The sequence below is a fragment of the Knoellia locipacati genome, from assembly GCF_007992835.1.
Lineage (GTDB): Bacteria > Actinomycetota > Actinomycetes > Actinomycetales > Dermatophilaceae > Knoellia > Knoellia locipacati.
In genome coordinates this window covers 260,607-278,945 of the sequence record NZ_BKBA01000003.1, presented here as the reverse complement: position 1 = coordinate 278,945, position 18,339 = coordinate 260,607, and the positions used below count along the sequence as shown (strand labels likewise).

At 71.5% G+C, this 18,339-nt stretch carries 13 protein-coding genes; 7 read left to right on the top strand and 6 right to left on the bottom strand.

Translation table 11 applies throughout. The features are described 5' to 3' along the window. Positions 1 to 2 precede the first annotated feature (2 nt). Positions 3 to 473: a DUF6326 family protein gene (locus KLO01_RS02770; protein ID WP_147062020.1), complete on the bottom strand. Its 471-nt coding sequence runs from the start codon at positions 471 to 473 to the stop codon at positions 3 to 5. A 164-nt stretch (positions 474 to 637) separates the two neighbouring features. Here KLO01_RS02770 and KLO01_RS02765 point away from each other — a divergent pair, with 164 nt between their 5' ends. Genes KLO01_RS02765 through KLO01_RS02755 form a run of 3 tightly spaced genes read left to right on the top strand, consistent with a single transcriptional unit; the run spans position 638 to position 2,942 of the window. Then, the gene (locus tag KLO01_RS02765) at positions 638 to 1,795 is read left to right on the top strand and encodes a sensor histidine kinase (RefSeq protein ID WP_147062019.1); all 1,158 of its coding nucleotides are present in this window, start codon (positions 638 to 640) and stop codon (positions 1,793 to 1,795) included. Continuing rightward, a complete protein-coding gene (locus KLO01_RS02760) occupies positions 1,792 to 2,451 on the top strand; it encodes a response regulator (RefSeq protein ID WP_147062018.1) in 660 nt (219 codons plus the stop codon). Before KLO01_RS02765 ends, KLO01_RS02760 begins: the two co-directional genes overlap by 4 nt. 38 nt (positions 2,452 to 2,489) lie before the next feature. Then, entirely contained in the window at positions 2,490 to 2,942 is a 453-nt protein-coding gene (locus KLO01_RS02755; protein WP_147062017.1) for a hypothetical protein, read from the top strand. Between the two features lie 52 nt (positions 2,943 to 2,994). Here KLO01_RS02755 and KLO01_RS02750 read toward each other — a convergent pair whose 3' ends face one another. After that, entirely contained in the window at positions 2,995 to 4,287 is a 1,293-nt protein-coding gene (locus KLO01_RS02750; protein WP_246136022.1) for a glycoside hydrolase family 3 N-terminal domain-containing protein, read from the bottom strand. Between the two features lie 38 nt (positions 4,288 to 4,325). Between KLO01_RS02750 and KLO01_RS02745 the strand changes: the two genes are divergently transcribed. Both KLO01_RS02745 and KLO01_RS02740 read left to right on the top strand, forming a co-directional pair. After that, entirely contained in the window at positions 4,326 to 5,300 is a 975-nt protein-coding gene (locus KLO01_RS02745; protein ID WP_186827889.1) for a nucleoside hydrolase, read from the top strand. Then, positions 5,300 to 6,130, top strand: coding sequence for a ribokinase (locus tag KLO01_RS02740; protein ID WP_147063059.1), 831 nt, complete (start codon positions 5,300 to 5,302; stop codon positions 6,128 to 6,130). The genes KLO01_RS02745 and KLO01_RS02740 overlap by 1 nt, the downstream gene beginning before the upstream one ends. A gap of 8 nt (positions 6,131 to 6,138) precedes the next feature. Here KLO01_RS02740 and KLO01_RS02735 read toward each other — a convergent pair whose 3' ends face one another. The 3 genes from KLO01_RS02735 to KLO01_RS02725 form a co-directional block, all read right to left on the bottom strand. Continuing rightward, entirely contained in the window at positions 6,139 to 7,377 is a 1,239-nt protein-coding gene (locus tag KLO01_RS02735) for a class I SAM-dependent methyltransferase (RefSeq protein ID WP_147062016.1), read from the bottom strand. 86 nt (positions 7,378 to 7,463) lie between these two features. Beyond that, positions 7,464 to 9,584, bottom strand: a complete 2,121-nt coding sequence (locus KLO01_RS02730; RefSeq protein ID WP_147062015.1) for a SpoIID/LytB domain-containing protein — start codon at positions 9,582 to 9,584, stop codon at positions 7,464 to 7,466. 53 nt (positions 9,585 to 9,637) lie between these two features. Continuing rightward, positions 9,638 to 10,468: a GNAT family N-acetyltransferase gene (locus KLO01_RS02725; protein ID WP_147062014.1), complete on the bottom strand. Its 831-nt coding sequence runs from the start codon at positions 10,466 to 10,468 to the stop codon at positions 9,638 to 9,640. A gap of 290 nt (positions 10,469 to 10,758) precedes the next feature. On the opposite strand from KLO01_RS02725, the gene groES reads away from it, so the two are divergent. Both groES and groL read left to right on the top strand, forming a co-directional pair. Then, complete coding sequence (groES, locus tag KLO01_RS02720; RefSeq protein WP_147062013.1) at positions 10,759 to 11,052, top strand: co-chaperone GroES; 294 nt, start codon at positions 10,759 to 10,761, stop codon at positions 11,050 to 11,052. 162 nt (positions 11,053 to 11,214) lie between these two features. Next, positions 11,215 to 12,837, top strand: a complete 1,623-nt coding sequence (gene groL, locus KLO01_RS02715) for a chaperonin GroEL (protein WP_147062012.1) — start codon at positions 11,215 to 11,217, stop codon at positions 12,835 to 12,837. A gap of 189 nt (positions 12,838 to 13,026) precedes the next feature. On the opposite strand, the gene KLO01_RS02710 is transcribed toward groL, so the two are convergent. Beyond that, the gene (locus KLO01_RS02710; protein ID WP_147062011.1) at positions 13,027 to 18,135 is read right to left on the bottom strand and encodes a GH92 family glycosyl hydrolase; all 5,109 of its coding nucleotides are present in this window, start codon (positions 18,133 to 18,135) and stop codon (positions 13,027 to 13,029) included. Positions 18,136 to 18,339 lie beyond the last annotated feature (204 nt).

Below are 18,339 nucleotides of genomic sequence, written 5' to 3'. Positions count from 1 at the left end.
GCTCACCGGAAGGCGGGGACGGTCTTCCGGTCGGGGCTGGGCGCCGCAGCCACGACGCGCGGCCAGGTCACGGCATACCTCACGATGAGGGCGAGGACGACGAGCTCGAAAACGACACCGAGGCCGTAGAACCACAGGTAGTACCCGCCCGCCACGTTGAAGACCGTGGCGGGGACGTAGACCGCGGCGACGACGAGGTTCGTGAGGCGGTTCGCCCTTGCGGGCAGGGTCATCGAGAGCACGATCATGAAGATCGGGATCGACACGAGGGTCAGGGCCGACGCCGAGAAGGTCTGGGAGAGCCCGAACTCGAAGACCCTGTTGTCGAGGATGTCCGAGATGGTGCCGGGTGTGTAGAACCCGAGGATGTCGACGTAGGCGTAGAGGAGTACGAAGCTCGTCCAGGCCGCCGCGAGCTTGGCCTTCACCGGCATCGGCCGGTCGTCGAAGGTGGTGGGTTGCCGAGTGCTCATCGTGGGCTCCTTGGGTCGTGGGGATGAACTGGTGCGTCCACGGTGGCCCGGCCCGGGTGGTCGGCGCCTCGGCCCCGAGGCCGGGGTTCGGTGGCCGATGGCACGGTTCTGCTCTCGTCCTTTCGGTGGAGACGACGTCGTGTGCCGATCCCTAGGCTGGGGCCGTGGTCACCGTCCGGCCCTCCCTCTGGCCCGAGCGCTCCCTCTGGCAGGAGCCGCGGCCCGTCGGCGTGCCGCCCGCGAGCCGGCTCGACCGGGTGCTCGCCGGGGTGTTCGCGGTGGCAGCAGCTCTCGAGGGCGCTGTGCGGCCGGACGTGGCCTGGCGGCCGTGGGTGACGGTGCTCGCCCTCGCGCTGGTGCCTGCCCTGCTCTGGCGGCGTGCTCGCCCACTCGTGGCCGTGATGCTCGGGTGGGGTGTCGTGCTGGTGCTGTCCGTCCTCCAGCTCGTCACCGGGGCCCGGGACGTCGGGCTCTTCTGCATGATGGTCGTCCTGGTCCTGCTGTGGTCCGTGGTGCGATGGGGGTCGGGGCGGGAGATCGTCACGGGGGTGGCGTTCGTGGCCGTCATCGTCGTGCTGGGGATGACGGCCTCCGCCACGGGCTGGGCCGACGTCTTCGGCGGGAGCGTCCTCCTCCTGCTGGTCGTCGCCCTCGCGGCGGTGTTCCGCTACCGCGCGGACCTCGTGCGTCGCCAGCTGTCCGAGATCCGCAACGAGGAGCGGGCGGCGTTGGCGCGCGAGCTGCACGACACCGTGGCCCACCACGTCTCGGCCATCGCGGTGCAGGCCCAGGCCGGTGGCGTCGTCGCCGGTGCACAGCCCGAGAAGGCCGCCGAGGTGCTGGCCGCGATCGAGTCCGAGGCGTCGCGAACCCTCGCCGAGATGAGGTCGATGGTGCGGGTGCTGCGTGAGGACGACACGGTCGACTACGCGCCGCAGCCCGGGGTGGCGGACCTGCCCGCCCTGGCCCGGCCTGCCGGGAACCCTGTGGTCGAGGTGTCCCTGGAGGGTTCGCTGACCGGGCTGGCTCGACCTGTGGACGCCGCGCTCTACCGGCTCGCCCAGGAGTCGCTCACCAACGCCGTCCGGCACGCCCGGAGCGCGTCGCGCGTCACCATCGACGTGTGCCGCGAGGGCGACTGCGTGAGGTTGCGCGTCGTCGACGACGGCCGGACCGAGGCGCGGGCGACCCCTGAGCCCGGGTTCGGCCTGCGGGGGATGGCCGAGCGTGCCCAGCTCCTCGGCGGGTCCTTCTCCGCGGGCCCGACGCCGCACGGTGGCTGGGTGGTCGAGGCCGTGCTGCCGGTGGGGGCGGGCGCATGAGCATCCGGGTCGTCGTCGCCGACGACCAGGACCTCGTCCGCGCCGGGCTCGTGATGATCCTCGGCGCCCAGGCCGGCATCGAGGTCGTCGGCGAGGCCGCCGACGGGATCGCCGCGCTCGAGGTGGCGCAGCGCCTGCGCCCCGACGTCCTCCTCGTCGACATCCGGATGCCCGGGCTCGACGGCGTCGAGGTGACGCGGCAGCTGGCGGGACCGGACGTGACGGACCCGATGGCGGTCGTCGTCATCACGACCTTCGACCTCGACGAGTACGTCCTGGGTGCCCTGCGTGCCGGTGCCCGCGGCTTCCTGCTCAAGGACGCCGGCCCCGAGCTGCTCGTCCAGGCCATCCACGCGGCGGCCTCCGGAGACGCACTCATCGCGCCCAACGTCACCCGCCGGCTGCTCGCGACGTTCGCCAAGCAGTCACCGGCTCGCCCGGTGCAGCCCGTCGAGCCGATCACCGAACGCGAGGAGGAGGTGCTCGCGCTCGTGGCACGCGGCCGGACCAACGCCGAGATCGCTGGCGAGCTCTACGTCGGGTTGAGCACGGTCAAGACCCACGTCGCCTCGTTGATGACCAAGATCGGCGCCCGCAACCGGGTCGAGATCGCGATGTGGGCCCACGACACCCGACGCGTGAGATCCGACCACTAGGCACGCGGGTCGCGGTCGCCGGCTGCGATGATCGGTCGATGTGCCCGGACAGCGAGCCCGAGGACCCGGCGGCGGCCCGTCGTCGCCAGGCCCGGGAGAACGCCGAGTACCACGAGGCGGCTGCGGCGCGGGTCGCGCAGGCCGAGGCGCGCAGGACGGCGGCGATGGTGTCGGCGTTCGCCGAGGCGATGCGCGCGGCGGGCGTCGAACCAGCCCGGCTGCGGGCACGCGCCTACAGCGGCAGCGGGAGCCTGCGCACCGACGTCGTCGGCTGGTACGTGCGGCGGGATCGCAGCGCTGCGGTCGGCACGGACGGTCTCTGGTACGTGCTCGTCGTGGCACCCAGCCTGCGCGGACGACTCACCGGCGTCCACCTCGATCCCACCGATGCACCGCTCAACGTCGGGGCCGGTGGCCGGGACGGTGACTCGATCGCGCTGGACGTCCTGCTCCGCCTGCGCCTGGAGGCCGGGCACGACTTCCCTTCGTAGGACGGCGGCGAAGTCCACCAGAGCCTGCACGTGGTCCAGGCCCACGCCCACGTCAGCCGCAGCTGATGAGGCCCATCCGCTCCTTGAGCGCGACGACACGCAGCACGGACGTCTCGAGCTGGTTGGCGAACTCCTCGTCGGCGCGCGCCTTGGCGCCGAGCGCGTCGATCATGCCGGGAACCGACGCCGCGTCTCCGGTGAGCAGGATGTCGCCGCCGGCCTCGATGTAGCGAGTGGCCCTCTCCGCAGCCGGGATCGAGCGCACCGCCTTGGCGTTGATGTCGTCGGTGATGACGACGCCCTCGTATCCCAGGCGGCCACGCAGCAGGTCGGTGATGATCGGCTTGCTGAACATCGCCTGCGTCTTGGTCGCGTCGAGCCCGGGGTAGCGCGCCGACGAGACCATGACGAGCCCGGCCCCGGCCTTGACCCCGGCGGAGAACGGCGCGAGGAACGGGTCCTTCGGGGTCGCCACCGAGTCGGTGATGCCGGAGGTGTTGAAGTCGGTGTTCTTCTCGACGCGGCCGAGGCCGGGGAAGTGCTTGACCGTCCCCATGACGCCGCCCTCGATCATGCCCTTGAGGAAGGCCGTCGACGCCTTGGTCACCGTCGCCGGGTCGGAGCCGTACTGGCGGGCGTACTTGCCGATCGGCTCGTTGTTGCGACCGATGTCGGTGGGGACCGTGTCGGTGACGGGCGCGAGGTTGACGTTGATCCCGACGGCCTTGAGCTCGCCGGCCCAGCCCTTGGCCGCCGCGGTGAGCGCGCTCGGGGACATCTGCGCCTGGGCCTTGGCCGAGGGCACCTTGGTGAAGCCCTCACCACGCAGCTGGCGGACCTCGCCACCCTCCTGGTCGGCGGCGAGGAGCAGCGGTATGCCGGCCGTCGCGGCCTGCGTGGCCTGGTCCTGGAGGTGGGCACTCGTCTCCTTGACCCGGGCGGCGCCGTCCCAGCCACCGAGGTAGATGACGTTGCCGACGTGCTCGTCCGCGATGAGCCCGTCGAGGGCCGTGCGGGACGCCGCCGTGTCGAACGCGACCATGACGAGCTGCCCGATGGCCTGCTCCTCCGAGAGCGAGTCCGCCTTCTGGCGCACGCAGGCGCTCACGTCGATCTGCGGGCCGCCGTCCGAGGACGGGGTTGTGGCGCTCCCCGACGGTGACGTCGACGGCGACGCACTCGCCCCGGTGCTCGACGAGCCGGATGTCGACGGCGACGGCGAGGTCGACGCCGTGTCGTCGGAGGCCGAGCCGCCACCGCAGCCGGCGGCGAGGGCCCCGGCGAGGGCGAGGGCGACGGTCGCACCCAGGCGGGGGCGAAGGACGGTCGTGGAGCGGGAAGTCACCCCCCGACGCTACGCGACCCACGGCATACGCTCGGTCCATGCCTCTGCCCGTGATCCTCGATGTCGACACCGGAGTCGACGACGCCTGCGCCCTGATCCTCGCTGCGCTCCACCCCGAGGTGGACCTGCGGGCCGTCACCTGCGTGGGCGGCAACGCGCCGCTGGCCGACGTCGTCCGCAACACCCTCACCGTGCTCGAGGCGTGCGACTCCACGCACGTCCCGGTCGCCGCCGGTGCCTCGCGACCCCTGCTCGAGAACGCCGTGGACGCCCGGCACGTGCACGGGGACGACGGCATGGCCGACCTCGGGTGGGCCCCTCCGACGACGAGCCCGGACCCACGCCACGCCGTCGACGTGCTGCGCGAGGGCATCGACGAGGCGCATGCCTCCGGAGGGCCGGTGACCCTCGTGCCGCTCGCCCCGATGACCAACGTCGCGCTGCTCGCCCGGATGTATCCCGAGTCCTTCGCCCGGATCGGCCGCATCGTCTTCATGGGCGGCGGCGCGATGGTGAGCAACGCGACGGCAGCCGCCGAGTTCAACGTCTTCCACGACCCGGAGGCCACCGCTGTCGTGCTCGACGCCACGGCCGAGCACGGGGTCCCGGTGACGATGTACGGGCTCGACGTGTTCTACGAGCCGCGGATCAGCCTCGCGCAGTGCGACGAGCTCGCCTCGCTCGACGAGCGCGGCCCCGGCGCCCTGGCGGCCGGGCTCATGCGCTTCATGAGCCACCGCTTCGACGCCGACAGCGCGACGATCGGTGACGCCGGAGCCCTGGCGATGCTGCTCGACCCCGGCGCCGTGCAGACCAGGCGGCTGCCCGTCCGGGTCGAGCTCGCCGGCACCTGGACGCGCGGCCGCACCATCGTCGACACCCGCGACTGGAGCGGGGACATGGACCACGACCCCCACGGTCTCGCCGAGGCCCAGGTCGACGTCGCCCTCGAGATCGACGGCCCGCGGATCGCGCGGCTGTGGCTCGACACGATCCGCGGGGCGCAGCGCTGATGGGCCGGGTCATGGTCCTCGGGTCGCTCAACGTCGACCTCGTCACCCGCGTCGAGCGCCACCCCCAGCCGGGCGAGACCCTCCTCGGCGAGGGGCTGCTGCAGCTCGCCGGCGGCAAGGGCGCCAACCAGGCGGTCGCCGCCGCGGCGGCCGGCGCCGAGGTGCTCATGGTCGGTTGCGTCGGCAGCGACGCCGGAGGCGCGGCATACGTGAAGCGGTTGCGGGACAGGGGGATCGACGTCTCCCGCGTCCGCGTCGTCGAGTCCGGGGCGAGCGGCCACGCCATCGTCGCGGTCGACGAGCGGGGCGAGAACACGATCATCGTCGTGCCCGGCGCCAACGACCTCCTCGACGACACCGAGATCGACGCGGTCGACCTCCTCGGCCCGGGGGACGTCCTGCTGCTCCAGCTCGAGGTCCCGCTCCCCGTCGTCTGCGCCGCCGCGAGACGCGCCTCGCACCGCGGCGCGCGGGTCATCGTCAACACCGCGCCGTATGCCGCCCTCCCGCACGACGTCGTCGCGCTCGCCGACCCGGTGGTCGCCAACGAGCACGAGATGGTCGCGCTCGCGGAGTCCGGCACCGAGCCGGGGTCGCTGCTCGTGACGTTCGGCGCCAACGGTGCGTCGTGGGACGGGGTGAGCGTGCCGGCCCACGCTGTCGCGGCCGTCGACGTCCTCGACACGACGGGAGCCGGGGACGCGTTCTGCGGAGCGCTCGCGGCGGCTCTCGCGTCGGGCGCCGACCGCGAAGCCGCTCTCGACCGGGCACTCGCGGCCGGGGCCGCGGCCGTGCGGCACTCGGGTGCCCAGCGCGACCCCGAGCTCTGAGGCAGGCGTCAGGCGGGTGAGACGACCAGCGCCGTGGGGGAACCCCCGACGCGGGTCAGCACGACCGTCGCCTGCTCGCCGCTGCCGGCCTTGGTGCCGATCCTGAGGTCGCGGCGCAGCTGCTCGTCGTCGAGCCGGACGCCGCGCTTCTTGATGGTCAGGCCGGTCACGCCGTTCGTGCGGAGCCAGGCACGCAGGGTCTTGACGTGGAACGGCATTGCCTCGTGCACGGCATACCGGCGCGTGTAGGGGAGCGACACGTCGCGCGAGGCGAGGACGTAGCCGGTGCCCTCGTCGGACTCCACGCCGCCGGTCGCGCGGGTGGCGGCACCGACGAGGCCGGCGCGGATGACGGCCTTGTCGACGTCGTGCAACCACGGCCCGATGTCGGCGAGCGACCCGGCGAGGCGGGCGACGTCGTCGGCCATCGACTCGTCGACGACGACCGGCGCCGTGTCCGCCCCCATGACGCGGGCGGTGCGGCCCCGTCGCATGACGAGCGGGCCCCACCAGAGCGCGCACTCGACGACGTCGCCCGCCCACGACGTCCACTGGGCCTCGGTGCCGGCAGGGATGGCGGCGTGGTCGAAGCCGGGGCTGAGCTTGACGCCGGTGGCGGGCACGGCGGCAGCGACCTGCTGGACGAAGTCCCACGACGGCGAGATGTCGTCGAGACGGAACGTCCGGCGCGTGCGGCCGCTGATGTCGGCGACCCCACGGGTCCGGCGGGCGGGGTCGAGCCAGGCGCCCACGCGGTTGCGGCCCGGGTCGACGCCGAAGCGCACGTCCTCGGCGCGACCGAGACGGGCCCGCGAGTCCGGCCAGGGGCGCAGGTTGGCGTCGGCGACGGCGGCCGTGACCGGGTCGGAGTCGACACCGCGGACCGTGACGCCGAGCGAGGACAGGGTGACGGCATCGGCGCCGATGCCGCAGCCGAGGTCGTGCACGGTGGCCAGGCTGGCCCGGCTGAAGCGGTGGGCGTGCGCGACGGCCACCTCGAGGCGGGTCGCCTGCTCGAGGCCGTCGGGCGTGAAGAGCATGTCGGCGGCGAACTCACCGAACTTCGCCGTCGCGCGGGCGCGCAGGCGCTGTTGGGTGAGCGCGGCGGCGGCGAGCTCGGGTGTGTGGCCGGCGCTGCGCAGCTGGTCCTGGAGGGTGAGGACGGAGCCCTCGCTGTAGGGCGGGAGGGACCTCAGCAGCTCCTGGCCATCGGGGGCCGCCAGGGCCCGCACCACGCTCACGTCCACCGGCCAACCTTCTCATCTCGCGGCCGTGAACCCCGAGTCGGCCCGGCGCCGTGCGAGGCGCGCGGGCCGACCCGGGTGCGTCGTTCTCAGCTGCCGAAGGTCAGCGTCTTCCAGCCGGAGCCGATGGAGCGACGGGTGGTGAAGGTCCCCGTGCCGGTGCCGCGGTAGGCCCACAGCACGCCGGTCGAGTCCCGCGCGACGAGGTCGACGGCACCGTCGCCGTCGACGTCGCCCATGCCGGTGAACCCGGAGTAGGAGCCGAAGCCCGTCCCGATCGCCTTGGCACCGAGGTAGGCGCCGGTGGGGGAGAAGCGCAGCAGGTAGAGGGCGCCGGTCGCGCTCTTGCCCATGAGGTCGGTGCCACCGTCGCCGTCGAAGTCGCCCACGGCCTCGAGCTCCTGGAGGCCGCCCCAGCCACCGCCCTTGCTGACGCGCGACTTCCAGGTCCCGGTGCCGGTGCTCGGGTAGAGCCACATCGTGCCGGAGGCGTCGCGGCCGAGCAGGTCGACAGCCCCGTCGCCGTCGAGGTCGCCCGGGGCGATGACGGCGGTGAAGCTGGCCCAGCCCGAGCCGATCGAGGTCCCGGGGGCGAGGGTGCCGGCGGCCGTGCCCTTGTGCAGGGTCAGCACGCCGGTCGACGCCGAACGCGTCATGAGATCGGGTATGCCGTCACCCGAGAAGTCTCCGGGCGCGAGGATCTCGGGGGTCGCGGGGAAGCTCGACGAGAGCAGGACCTTGGCGAGCCAGCCGCCGCGCCCGTCGCCGGGGTAGTTCAAGAGCTTGCCGGTGGAGTCGCGGGCGATGAGGTCCGAGAAGGCGTTGCCGGCGAGGTCCGTGCCGACCGACGAGCCGAGCGGGATGAAGTACGTCGAGCGGAGGTTCATCGCCGTGCGGAAGCTCTCGGCCCCGACCGTCTGCGTTCCCTTGGTGCCGGTGAGGAGGAGAGACGTCGCCCGCCCCCCGAAGTACGCGCCCTTGCCGTCGCGCGAGATGGACATCGAGCGGAACGTGCCGACCGCGGGCCAGGCGTTCTCGATCGCTGTCACGGGCATCGTGAGGTAGGTCCACGTGTCGGGTGCGTCGGCGTAGACGCCGTCGTAGGGGTCGGCCTTGGCGACCTGGTAGGGCAGTGAGGAGGCCACGGTCTGGCCGCCGTTGGTCGAGCTGAACTCGGTGACCGCGATCGACGAGCCGTACTTGCGGACCTGGCCGGACGTCGCGGTGACCGCGGCGTCGGAGTTCGGGTGCTCGGGGTTGGAGCTCGTGAGGCCGGGATAGACCTGGCAGGCCGTCGTGTCGCAGATGTCGAACCCGTCGGCACTGCCGAGACGCGCGGCGGTGTAGGAGCGGGCCGCGACCGCCTGGGACTTCACGGCCTCGAGCCCCCACGACGCGGGCATCTCGGCCGGGACGACGGAGCGGAGGTAGCTGTCCATGGCCAGCACGTTGACGGTGCCGACGGTGTAGACGGTGGCCCCCGAGCCGCGCAGGACGACCGGGGTGGCGCGCAGGGCGCCGCGGTACTGCTTCGCCCCCGAGGGGGTGCGCAGGGTGAGGACCGAGTTCGCCACGGAGCCGTCCCCGACGAAGGTGAGGTCCTTGGCGGTCGTGAAGCCGGTGCAGGACGTCACGAGCGGGAACCACCCGGTGAAGCCGTTGACGTTGGTGTAGTAGCCCTCGACCTTCCAGTCGGTGACGTTGACCCGGCTCACCCGCCACGAGGTGGCGTTCGCGGGTGTCAACGCCTGGGTGCAGGTGCCGTCGGTCAGGGTGAGGCCCGCCTCGCCCGCGACGACGGTCGGCGAGCTGCCCATGGCGGTGAGACGCACCCGCACGTCGGGGTTGCCGACGCTCGCCGAGACCGTGCCGGGGTAGTAGAAGGCGAGGATCTGCTCCGCGGTGAGGCCCTGCTGCGCGGCGCCCCGGGCTCCCCACTGCGACATGCCGCGCCCGTGACCGAAGCCGCGGCCCCGCAGCCCGATGACGGGTCCGGCCGCGGCCGCCCCGATCTTGCCCGCGGCCGGCGTGGCGTCGCCCCGCTCGGGGTCCGTCGCCAGCGAGTCCGATGCGGGTGCGCTCGTCTCCACGGGGACGGAGGTGGCGGCGGGAGCCCGTGCGGGCGTCGGCGCGGCGGACGCGGTGGACGCCACGGACAGCAGGGGGGCCGACAGGATCACGGCTGCGGCAACGAGGGGGAACTTTTTCACACCCACAGGATGCCTCCTCGTGGGCGTCGGGGAACAGATCCCCGAAAATGAGATCAGGCTGTGTCCTGACCGGTCCGCGCCCAGATGTAGGGAGTCGTCGTCGAGACCTTGACGAGACCGCTGCGCTCGAGGATCGGGCGGGAGAACTCGGTGGAGTCGCTGTTGATCCAGCGCTTGCCGTGGGCGATCGCCGAGCGGGCCCGGGCGGCCGTCAGGGCCCGGTAGATCCCGCGCCCGCGAAACTCGGGCAGGGTCGAGCCTCCCCAGATGCCGGCGAACTCGGTGCCCTCCACCGGCTCGAGCCGTCCGGTGGTGACGACCTGCCCGTCGGTCTCGGCGAACCACACCTCGAACAGGGGATCGCGCCGGAAGCGGGCGACGACCTCGGCCACCTGGGCTGCGATGCGGTCGGGCTCGTCGCCGAAGATCTCGCCGGCCACGTGCTCGACCCGCGCGACCTCGTCCTCGCCGGTGGCCCGCCGGATCTCGACGCCGCTCGGCAGCTCGACGTCGACGGCGAGCAGACCGGCCTCGCCGATCATCACCGACTCGGGCTCCTCGGCCTCGAACCCGGCGGCGACGAGCGCCTCGTGCAGACCGGGGGCGTGGTCGTGCCCCCGGGTCTTCCACTCGACTCTGGTGATCTCGGGGTCGCTGCGGTAGTGCTCGAGCGCCCCTGCGACGAGGGCGCGCACCGACTCCTCGGTGGCCGGGCCGGCCTCGGTGGCGAGGTCGCGGTAGGTGATGAAGCCTCGCCCGCCCTGGTAGGTCGCGAGGATGAGCGGCCCGAGCTCGGTGGCCGACAGCGCCGACGGCACCTCGGCCTCGCGCCGGAGCTGGGTGTCGTAGGCGGCGAGAAGGGCGGAGCGGTCGACGTCGGTCATGCGGCGAAGCCTCGCGGCCCGCCCCACCCGGTGCAACCGAATTGCGCGCAGGGACCGCGGGGAGGTGCGCCTACGAGTGCGCCCTCGGCGAACACCGTGCCCGACCTTTGGCACTCAGGTTGACCGAGTGCCAGCGCGAGCCTAGATTTGGGTCATTGGCACTCGCCCCCGGTGAGTGCCAGCGCAGGCCGACCGACTCGACCCCCGCGACGGCGAGCTCGACCACCGGCCACACCGCGCACGAAACGCATTTGTCCACCTTCGACTCATCCCAAAGGGGAGGTCACACAGTGTCGGTTTCCATCAAGCCGCTCGAGGACCGCATCGTCATCAAGTCGCTCGAGGCCGAGCAGACCACGGCGTCCGGTCTCGTCATCCCGGACACCGCGAAGGAGAAGCCCCAGGAGGGCGAGGTCCTCGCGGTCGGCCCCGGTCGCATCGACGACAACGGCAACCGCGTCCCGCTCGACGTCAACGTCGGCGACCGCGTCATCTACAGCAAGTACGGCGGCACCGAGGTCAAGCACGGCGGCCAGGAGTACCTCATCCTGAGCGCCCGCGACATCCTCGCCGTCGTCGGCTGACCGAGGCCCTACGGCTTCGCAGCACCTGAACCACCACGTATGCCGTGGGCGCACCTCCCATGGTGAGCCCACGGCATACGCGCATCACACCCTGCTTGCGTCTGCGTGAACGGCTGCTAGAGCCACCGCTGACGCAGACGCAACGACAACAGAAGGACATTCATGGCCAAGGAACTGGAGTTCAACGACTCCGCCCGCAAGGCGCTCGAGCGGGGCGTCGACGCCCTCGCCAACGCCGTCAAGGTGACGCTCGGCCCCAAGGGCCGCAACGTCGTCATCGACAAGAAGTGGGGCGCGCCGACGATCACCAACGACGGTGTGACCATCGCCCGCGAGATCGAGCTCGAGGACTCCTACGAGAACCTCGGCGCCCAGCTCGCCAAGGAGGTCGCGACCAAGACCAACGACGTCGCCGGTGACGGCACGACGACCGCGACCGTGCTCGCCCAGGCCATGGTCCGCGAGGGCCTGCGCAACGTCACCGCCGGTGCGGCCCCGGCCGGCCTCAAGCGCGGCATGGACAAGGCCGTCGAGGCCGTGTCCGCCCGGCTGCTCGAGACCGCTCGCGACGTCGACGGCAAGGACGAGATCGCCTCCGTCGCCTCCCTGTCCGCGCAGGACAAGGAGATCGGCGCCACGATCGCCGAGGCGTTCGACAAGGTCGGCAAGGACGGCGTCATCACCGTCGAGGAGTCCTCGACCGCCGCCACCGAGCTCGAGTTCACCGAGGGCATGCAGTTCGACAAGGGCTACATCTCGCCCTACTTCGTCAGCGACCCCGAGCGCATGGAGGCCGTCCTCGAGGACGCCTACATCCTCATCAACCAGGGCAAGATCTCGGCCATCGCCGACGTCCTGCCGGTGCTCGAGAAGGTCGTCCAGTCGGGCAAGCCGCTCCTCATCATCGCCGAGGACATCGACGGCGAGGCCCTCTCGACGCTCGTCGTCAACAAGATCCGCGGCACCTTCAACGTCGTCGCGGTCAAGGCTCCCGGCTTCGGTGACCGCCGCAAGGCGATGCTCCAGGACATGGCCGTCCTCACCGGCGCCCAGGTCATCTCCGAGGAGGTCGGGCTCAAGCTCGACCAGGCCGACCTCACGGTGCTGGGCCAGGCCCGTCGCGTCGTCGTCACCAAGGACAACACGACGATCATCGACGGCTCGGGCGACGCGTCCGAGGTCGACGGCCGGGTCAACCAGATCAAGGCCGAGATCGAGCGCACCGACTCCGACTGGGACCGCGAGAAGCTCCAGGAGCGCCTCGCCAAGCTCGCCGGTGGCGTCTGCGTCATCAAGGTCGGCGCCCACACCGAGGTCGAGCTCAAGGAGAAGAAGCACCGCATCGAGGACGCCATCTCGGCGACCCGCGCGGCCATCGAGGAGGGCATCGTCGCCGGTGGCGGCTCGGCCCTCATCCAGGCCGTCAAGGTCATCGACACGCTCGGCCTCGAGGGTGACGAGAAGGTCGGCGCCGCCATCGTGCAGAAGGCCGCGGCCGAGCCGCTGCGCTGGATCGCCGAGAACGCCGGGCTCCAGGGCTACGTCGCCGTCGCCAAGGTCTCCGAGCTCGAGCCCGGCATGGGCCTCAACGCCGCCACGGGCGAGTACGAGGACCTCGTCAAGGCCGGCGTCATCGACCCGGTCAAGGTCACCCGCTCCGCCCTGCGCAACGCCGCCTCGATCGCGTCGATGGTCCTCACCACCGACACGCTCGTCGTCGACAAGAAGGAGGAGGAGCACGACGCCGCCGGGCACAGCCACGGCGGTCACGGCCACTCGCACTGAGCCGGTCGCTCCTCCCGCACCAAACGCGTATGCCGCGTGCTCCCCTCCGGGGGACCACGCGGCATACGCGTCCCTGCTCGTCCGAGCGCTCGCTCGACCCGAGTTCCTCGCGCTCGACCCCCTCTGCCAACCGGGGTCGAGCTCAGCATGATCGGGTGACCCGATCATGCTGAGCCCGACCAGACCGGGTCAGGTGACGGTGACGCCCACCGACGCGAGGACGTCGTTGCGGCTGTCGCCGACGAGGAACCTCACGGTGTAGGTCCCGGCGGTGCCCCAGGTGTGGCTCCCGCTGAGCGTCGCCGTGCCGTCGGCTGCCACGGTGACCTTGGCATCGGTGGTGGCCGTGCCGTCACCCCACGCCACGCGGGCGGTGTAGCCACCGGCGGCGGGGACGCCACCCGAGACCTTGCCCAGCGTCACGGTCGACGCCGCACCGGACTTCGCGGTGACGCCCTCGGCCGGGGTGACCGTGAGCGGCGTCCCGTTGTCGGCCACGGCGAACACGTGGATCCGGCCGTTGGCGTGCGGGTCTCCCGTCTGGGTCGGCAGGGTCACCGACTTCACGGTCTTGCCCGCGGGGATGGTCAGCGGCGCGGTGGCGAACAGCTTGAGGTGGCAGCCGTCCGTGCCCGTGCCGTTGAGCCGCGAGGTCATCTCGACCGCGACGGTGTTGCCGAACTTCGCCGAGCCGCACCAGTCTCCGTACTGGATCTTGTATGCCGTGCTCGTCCCGTCCGTGAACGTCACCGTCCCGGTCGTGTCCTGGTCCTTCTGGGTCGCCGTGCCGATGAGGCTCAGCTTCGTGGCGCCCGGGGCGAGGGTGACGGGCAGGGTCTGTCCGGCACCGGTGGCGTTGTCGTTCTCACCGGCGGGGATCGCCGGCATCGAGAACCGCAGGTCCGTGCCGGGCACGGTGAGGAGCTTGCCGGGGGAGGCCCCGGCGGCCGCGAGGGCAGGACGCGAGACGCCGGCCTGGTCACCGGCGCAGACGCTCTCCTCACCGGGGTTGCCGATGCAGACGAGGTCGAAGCCGGCGGCGTACGACGGGACGACCGCCTGGTGCACGGTCACGCCTCCGACCGCCGAGACCTCACCCTTCCTGTCCGTCACGGTGACGACCGGCTCGTAGTAGCCCGGCTCGGCGTAGGTGTGCTGGCCGCGCACCGTGTAGGAGCCGAGCTCGCCGGCCTTGATCTGGCCCGCGCTCGTCGTGCCGTCGCCCCAGTCGATGGAGGCGGTGTAGTCGGCAGCGGTCGAGCCCTTGCCACCGGAGAAGGTGGCCACGACACCGGAGACCGGCTGGCCCTCGAGGGCCTCGACGTCCGAGCTCGCGAGGAGCTTGACGTCGGTGCGCTCGGCCTTGGAGCCGTCGGTGAGGAACTCCACCTCGGTGAGCGTCGGTGTGCCCGAGCTCCGCGTCACGACGAGCCGGTAGGAGGTGAAGGTCCCGGGCTTGTCGATCTTGAACGGACGGGTCTGCGTCCGCCAGGTGAAGGCCTCGTTCGTGCGGGTGTCGAGGGTCTTCCACTTCACCCCGTCGTTGCTGCCCTCGATGCGCCAGGCGGACGGGTCGCCCGCCTGGGCACCGTTGGTGAGCGTGTAGAACGTCGCCCGCTGACCGACGCCGTTGAGGCCGTAGGTCACGGTGGGCGTCGGGATGGTGAACGTCGTCCCGGTGGTCGACGAGTTGTCGAACAGCGCCTGCGCGTCGCTCGAGGTCTTCGTCCCGAACGCCGAGGCGGTGCCCCGGCGGGGGCCGGTGGCGTCGCGCAGCGGCGCCGGCAGGTCGTCGCCCTGGGTCAGGGACGGGGGAGCGTCCTTGGCCTTGGACCCGAAGTCGGACGGCTTGGCGCCCATGGCGAAGTCGACCGTCGTCGGTCCGGTGAGGTCGCTGTGCGCGATCGAGACACCCGAGTGCTTCTTGCCGCCGACCTTGAGGTCCTGGACGTAGATGTTGTCGTCGGAGTTGTTCGGGGCGTTGATGACGAGGTCACCCTGGGTGCGGTGGACGGTCGCCTTGGTGAACGCCGGTGACCCGACGGCCCACTGGGCGGAGCCGACCTGGAGCGGGTAGATGCCGAGCGAGGAGAGGGTGTTCCAGGCCGACTGCTCTCCGTTGTCCTCGTCGCCGGGGTAGCCCTGGCCGATCTCGCTGCCGACGTAGAGGCGACGCAGGATCTCGCGCACCTTCTCGGCGGTCCGGAACTGCTTGCCCGTGTAGTTGTACATGTACGGGATGTGGTGCGAGACCTGGTTGCTCATCCCGAACATGCCCATCCGGACGTCACGCGCCTCGATGATCTCGTGGATGATGCCGCCGTAGCTGCCCGGCTTCGTGCCCGTCTCCGGGGTGGTGAAGAAGGTGTCGAGCTTCTTGGCCATCGCCTCACGGCCACCGAGGAGGTTGGCCAGGCCGTTGCCGTCCTGTGGTGCGTGGAAGGCGAAGTTCCAGCCGTTGGTCTCGGTGTAGCCGTTGCCCCAGACCTCGGGGTCGAAGCTCTCGGCGAAGTCGCCGTTCGCGTCCCGGACCTGCAGGAACCCGGTCTCGGGGTTGAAGTGGTTGACGTAGTCGGTCGCCCGCTTGAGGAAGTACTCGGACTCCTCCGTGAGGGTCGCCTTGCGCGCCGCGGGGACCGACGGGTCGGTCGCGAGCTTGGCGGCCTGGTTGCCGATGCCGAAGTCGTTGACCATGCCCTCGAGACCCCACGAGACGCTCTCATGGGTGCTCTCCGGCGTGTAGCCGAGGAAGATCGACGACGCGAGGCCCTTGCGGCCGACGCCCGAGGACGGCGGGAGCACGGTGGCGTTCTTGAGACCGGCCTCGTAGGTGCCCATCTTGTCCGGCAGTGGCACGCCCTTGACGAACGCGTCGGCGAACGAGACGTCCGAGCTCGTGCCGGTCATGAGGTCGGCGTAGCCCGGCGAGGACCACCGTGCGACCCAGCCTCCGTCGCGGTACTGCTGGACGAAGCCGTCGGCGATCTCGGCCGCGATCTCGGGGTAGAGCAGGGAGTAGGCCGGCCACACGGTGCGGTAGGTGTCCCAGAAGCCGTTGTTGACGTAGATCTTGCCGTCCTTGACCGCGGCGTTGGTGGTGGTCGCCGTGGCGGTGCCGGTCTTGCCCGACACCGGGCTGGCGTACTGGTAGCGCGGCGCCGAGGCGGTGCCGGTGTTCTCGAACTGGCTGTTCGGGTAGAGGTTGAGCCGGTAGAGGTTCGAGTAGAGCGTGCGGATCTCGGACTCGTTGGCCCCCTCGACCTCGACGACGTTGAGCCGCCTGTCCCACATGGCCTTGGCCGCGCCCTGGACGTCGCTGAACGTGCGTCCGGCGAGCTCGAGGCCGTGGTTGGCCTTCGCTTGGTCGAGGGAGATGAACGAGGTCGCGATGCGGAGCTCGACGTCACGGTCGGTGGTCGTGTCGAACGTCGCGTAGCGCGTGCCGGTGTGGCCGGACGGCGCGGTGCCGGTGGCCTTGGCCGTACGGTCGAACACGCCGTAGACGAACATCCGGCTGCGCCCGACGGACAGGCCACTGCCGTTGTCGACCCAGCCGGTCATCGTGCCGGTCGCCGGGTCGACGGTGAAGGTCCCGTTGTTGTCGACGGTGTCCACGACCAGGCTGCCGGTCGGTGCTGACTGCGGGAACGTGAAGCGCCAGACGCCACCGTGGTCCGCCGGGGCCGTCTCGGCGATGATGCCGCCGTCGAGGTGGACCCGGTAGTGGTCCGGTCGGGCGACCTCGTCCTTGTGGTCGAAGGCCAGGGCCCGGCCGCTCGCGCTGCCGGTGGGGACGCCCTGCGTGATCGAGGGCATGACCGACATCTGGTTGCGGTCACCCATCCACGGCGAGGGCTCGTGCGAGATGCCCAGGCCCTGCAGGGTCGGGCGGTTCTGCGCGTTGTTGCCGGCCTGGTAGTCGTACTGCCAGGTCTGCGAGTTCGCGTTGGTCACGGGGGTGAAGAACGTGAAGCCGTTGGGCACGGCGCTGATCGGGAGGTTGTTGCCGCGTGAGAAGGAGCCGGAGGAGTTGGTCCCGCGACGGATGTCGACGGCATACGTCGGGCTCGACCGGTCCAGGGTGGCGGGGGCCGGGTCGACCTTGACGTCGTCGACCCACCCACCGAACCTCGTCTCGGCGGTCGGCTTCGCGGTGTTGTCGTAGCCGAGGAGGATCGCGTCGATGGTCTTGCCCGCGGCCTTGGGGCCGAGGTCGATCTCGACCGAGTTCCACTGGTTGGCGTAGAGGATCTTGCCGACGCCCTGACCGGCGGGCGAGGCGGGAGTGGCGTGCATGTCCTTCGCGCCGAGGCTCGACAGGAACGTCCCGTCGGTGAAGCGCAGGTCGACGGCGGTGTAGGTCGACGGGTAGCTGAGGTCGCCCGAGACCATGTCCGGGAAGATCTTGTAGCTGAGGCGCGAGCGGTCGCCGACCGGCACGTCCACGTCGAAGAGCCGGTTCCAGGCGAAGCCGCGCCCGGCAGCGGTGTGCGAGCCGCCGTAGCGCAGCGACTTCACGCCGGTCCAGCCGACGAGCGACTTGATGTTGAAGCCGGCGCGCGGGCCGGAGCCCACGGTGGAGACCATCGGGGAGGCCGTGGGCTCGCTCGGGTCGATCTCGCCGAAGAGGTTCCAGTCGGCGAGCTGGACGATCGGCCCGCCGTTGTTGGCGGTGACGTCGAGCCGGTAGAAGCTGTAGTCACCCGGCGTCGTCACGGTGAAGGTCTGCTTCTGGCCGCGCGTGGCGAAGGCCAGGCCCGTGCGGCGGTCGATGTCGGTCCACGTCGTGCCGTCGGTGGACCCGCGGAGCGTGACGTCCTTGGGGTCGCGCTCGGGGGCGTCGTTGCCGGAGGTGAGCGACCACGTGAGGGCGCGCTTGGCGCCCGAGAGCTGGTAGCGGACCCAGCCGGTCGTCGCGAACGCGAGCCACTTGGTGTCCGGGTTGGCGTCGGTGAGGTTGGACGCGACCTCGCCCGGCGGGTTCTCGGCGCTCGCGGTGATGCCCGTGACCGACCCGAGCAGGCTGCCGTCGGCGGCGACGCCGCCGGTGACGTTCTGCTGGCGCGGGCCCGAGCCGTCGACCTCCACGGTCGAGACGAGGGGCTGCGGCTGCCCGTCCTCGAACGAGGTGGACCACGCGCCTCCCTCGGCTGCTGCGGTCGGCGCGCCCGGCGCGGCTGGCGCGGCAGGCGCTCCCGCTGGTGGTGCGGCGTAGGCACCGGCGGCGGTCGCTCCGCCCAGTGCGAGGGCGAGGGCTCCGGCTGTCAGCCCTCTGGGGACGGCGGTCGTCAGGCGCATGTTTCCTCCGGGCTCTTCGCCCACGCAGGGTCGGTCACCCTTGACCGACGTCCTTCACGACCCTGTCGGTATGCCGTCCGCCCCGCAATCCGAGATCCCGTCCTTGTCCGGTGGAGACAGACGATCGGACAAAACGCGTGCCGCGACAGGCGTGCAGCACGCGCCACGTTGCCCCGCCCCATGGTTTTTGGTGAGATCGTCCTT

What these genes read in the sequence shown, in the direction of transcription:
- KLO01_RS02770 (WP_147062020.1), bottom strand. Translation starts at nt 473, where the DNA reads ATGAGCACTCGGCAACCCACCACCTTCGACGACCGGCCGATGCCGGTG.
- KLO01_RS02760 (WP_147062018.1), top strand. Translation starts at nt 1,792, where the DNA reads ATGAGCATCCGGGTCGTCGTCGCCGACGACCAGGACCTCGTCCGCGCC.
- KLO01_RS02755 (WP_147062017.1), top strand. Translation starts at nt 2,490, where the DNA reads ATGTGCCCGGACAGCGAGCCCGAGGACCCGGCGGCGGCCCGTCGTCGC.
- KLO01_RS02745 (WP_186827889.1), top strand. Translation starts at nt 4,326, where the DNA reads ATGCCTCTGCCCGTGATCCTCGATGTCGACACCGGAGTCGACGACGCC.
- KLO01_RS02740 (WP_147063059.1), top strand. Translation starts at nt 5,300, where the DNA reads ATGGGCCGGGTCATGGTCCTCGGGTCGCTCAACGTCGACCTCGTCACC.
- KLO01_RS02725 (WP_147062014.1), bottom strand. Translation starts at nt 10,468, where the DNA reads ATGACCGACGTCGACCGCTCCGCCCTTCTCGCCGCCTACGACACCCAG.
- groL (WP_147062012.1), top strand. Translation starts at nt 11,215, where the DNA reads ATGGCCAAGGAACTGGAGTTCAACGACTCCGCCCGCAAGGCGCTCGAG.
- KLO01_RS02710 (WP_147062011.1), bottom strand. Translation starts at nt 18,135, where the DNA reads ATGCGCCTGACGACCGCCGTCCCCAGAGGGCTGACAGCCGGAGCCCTC.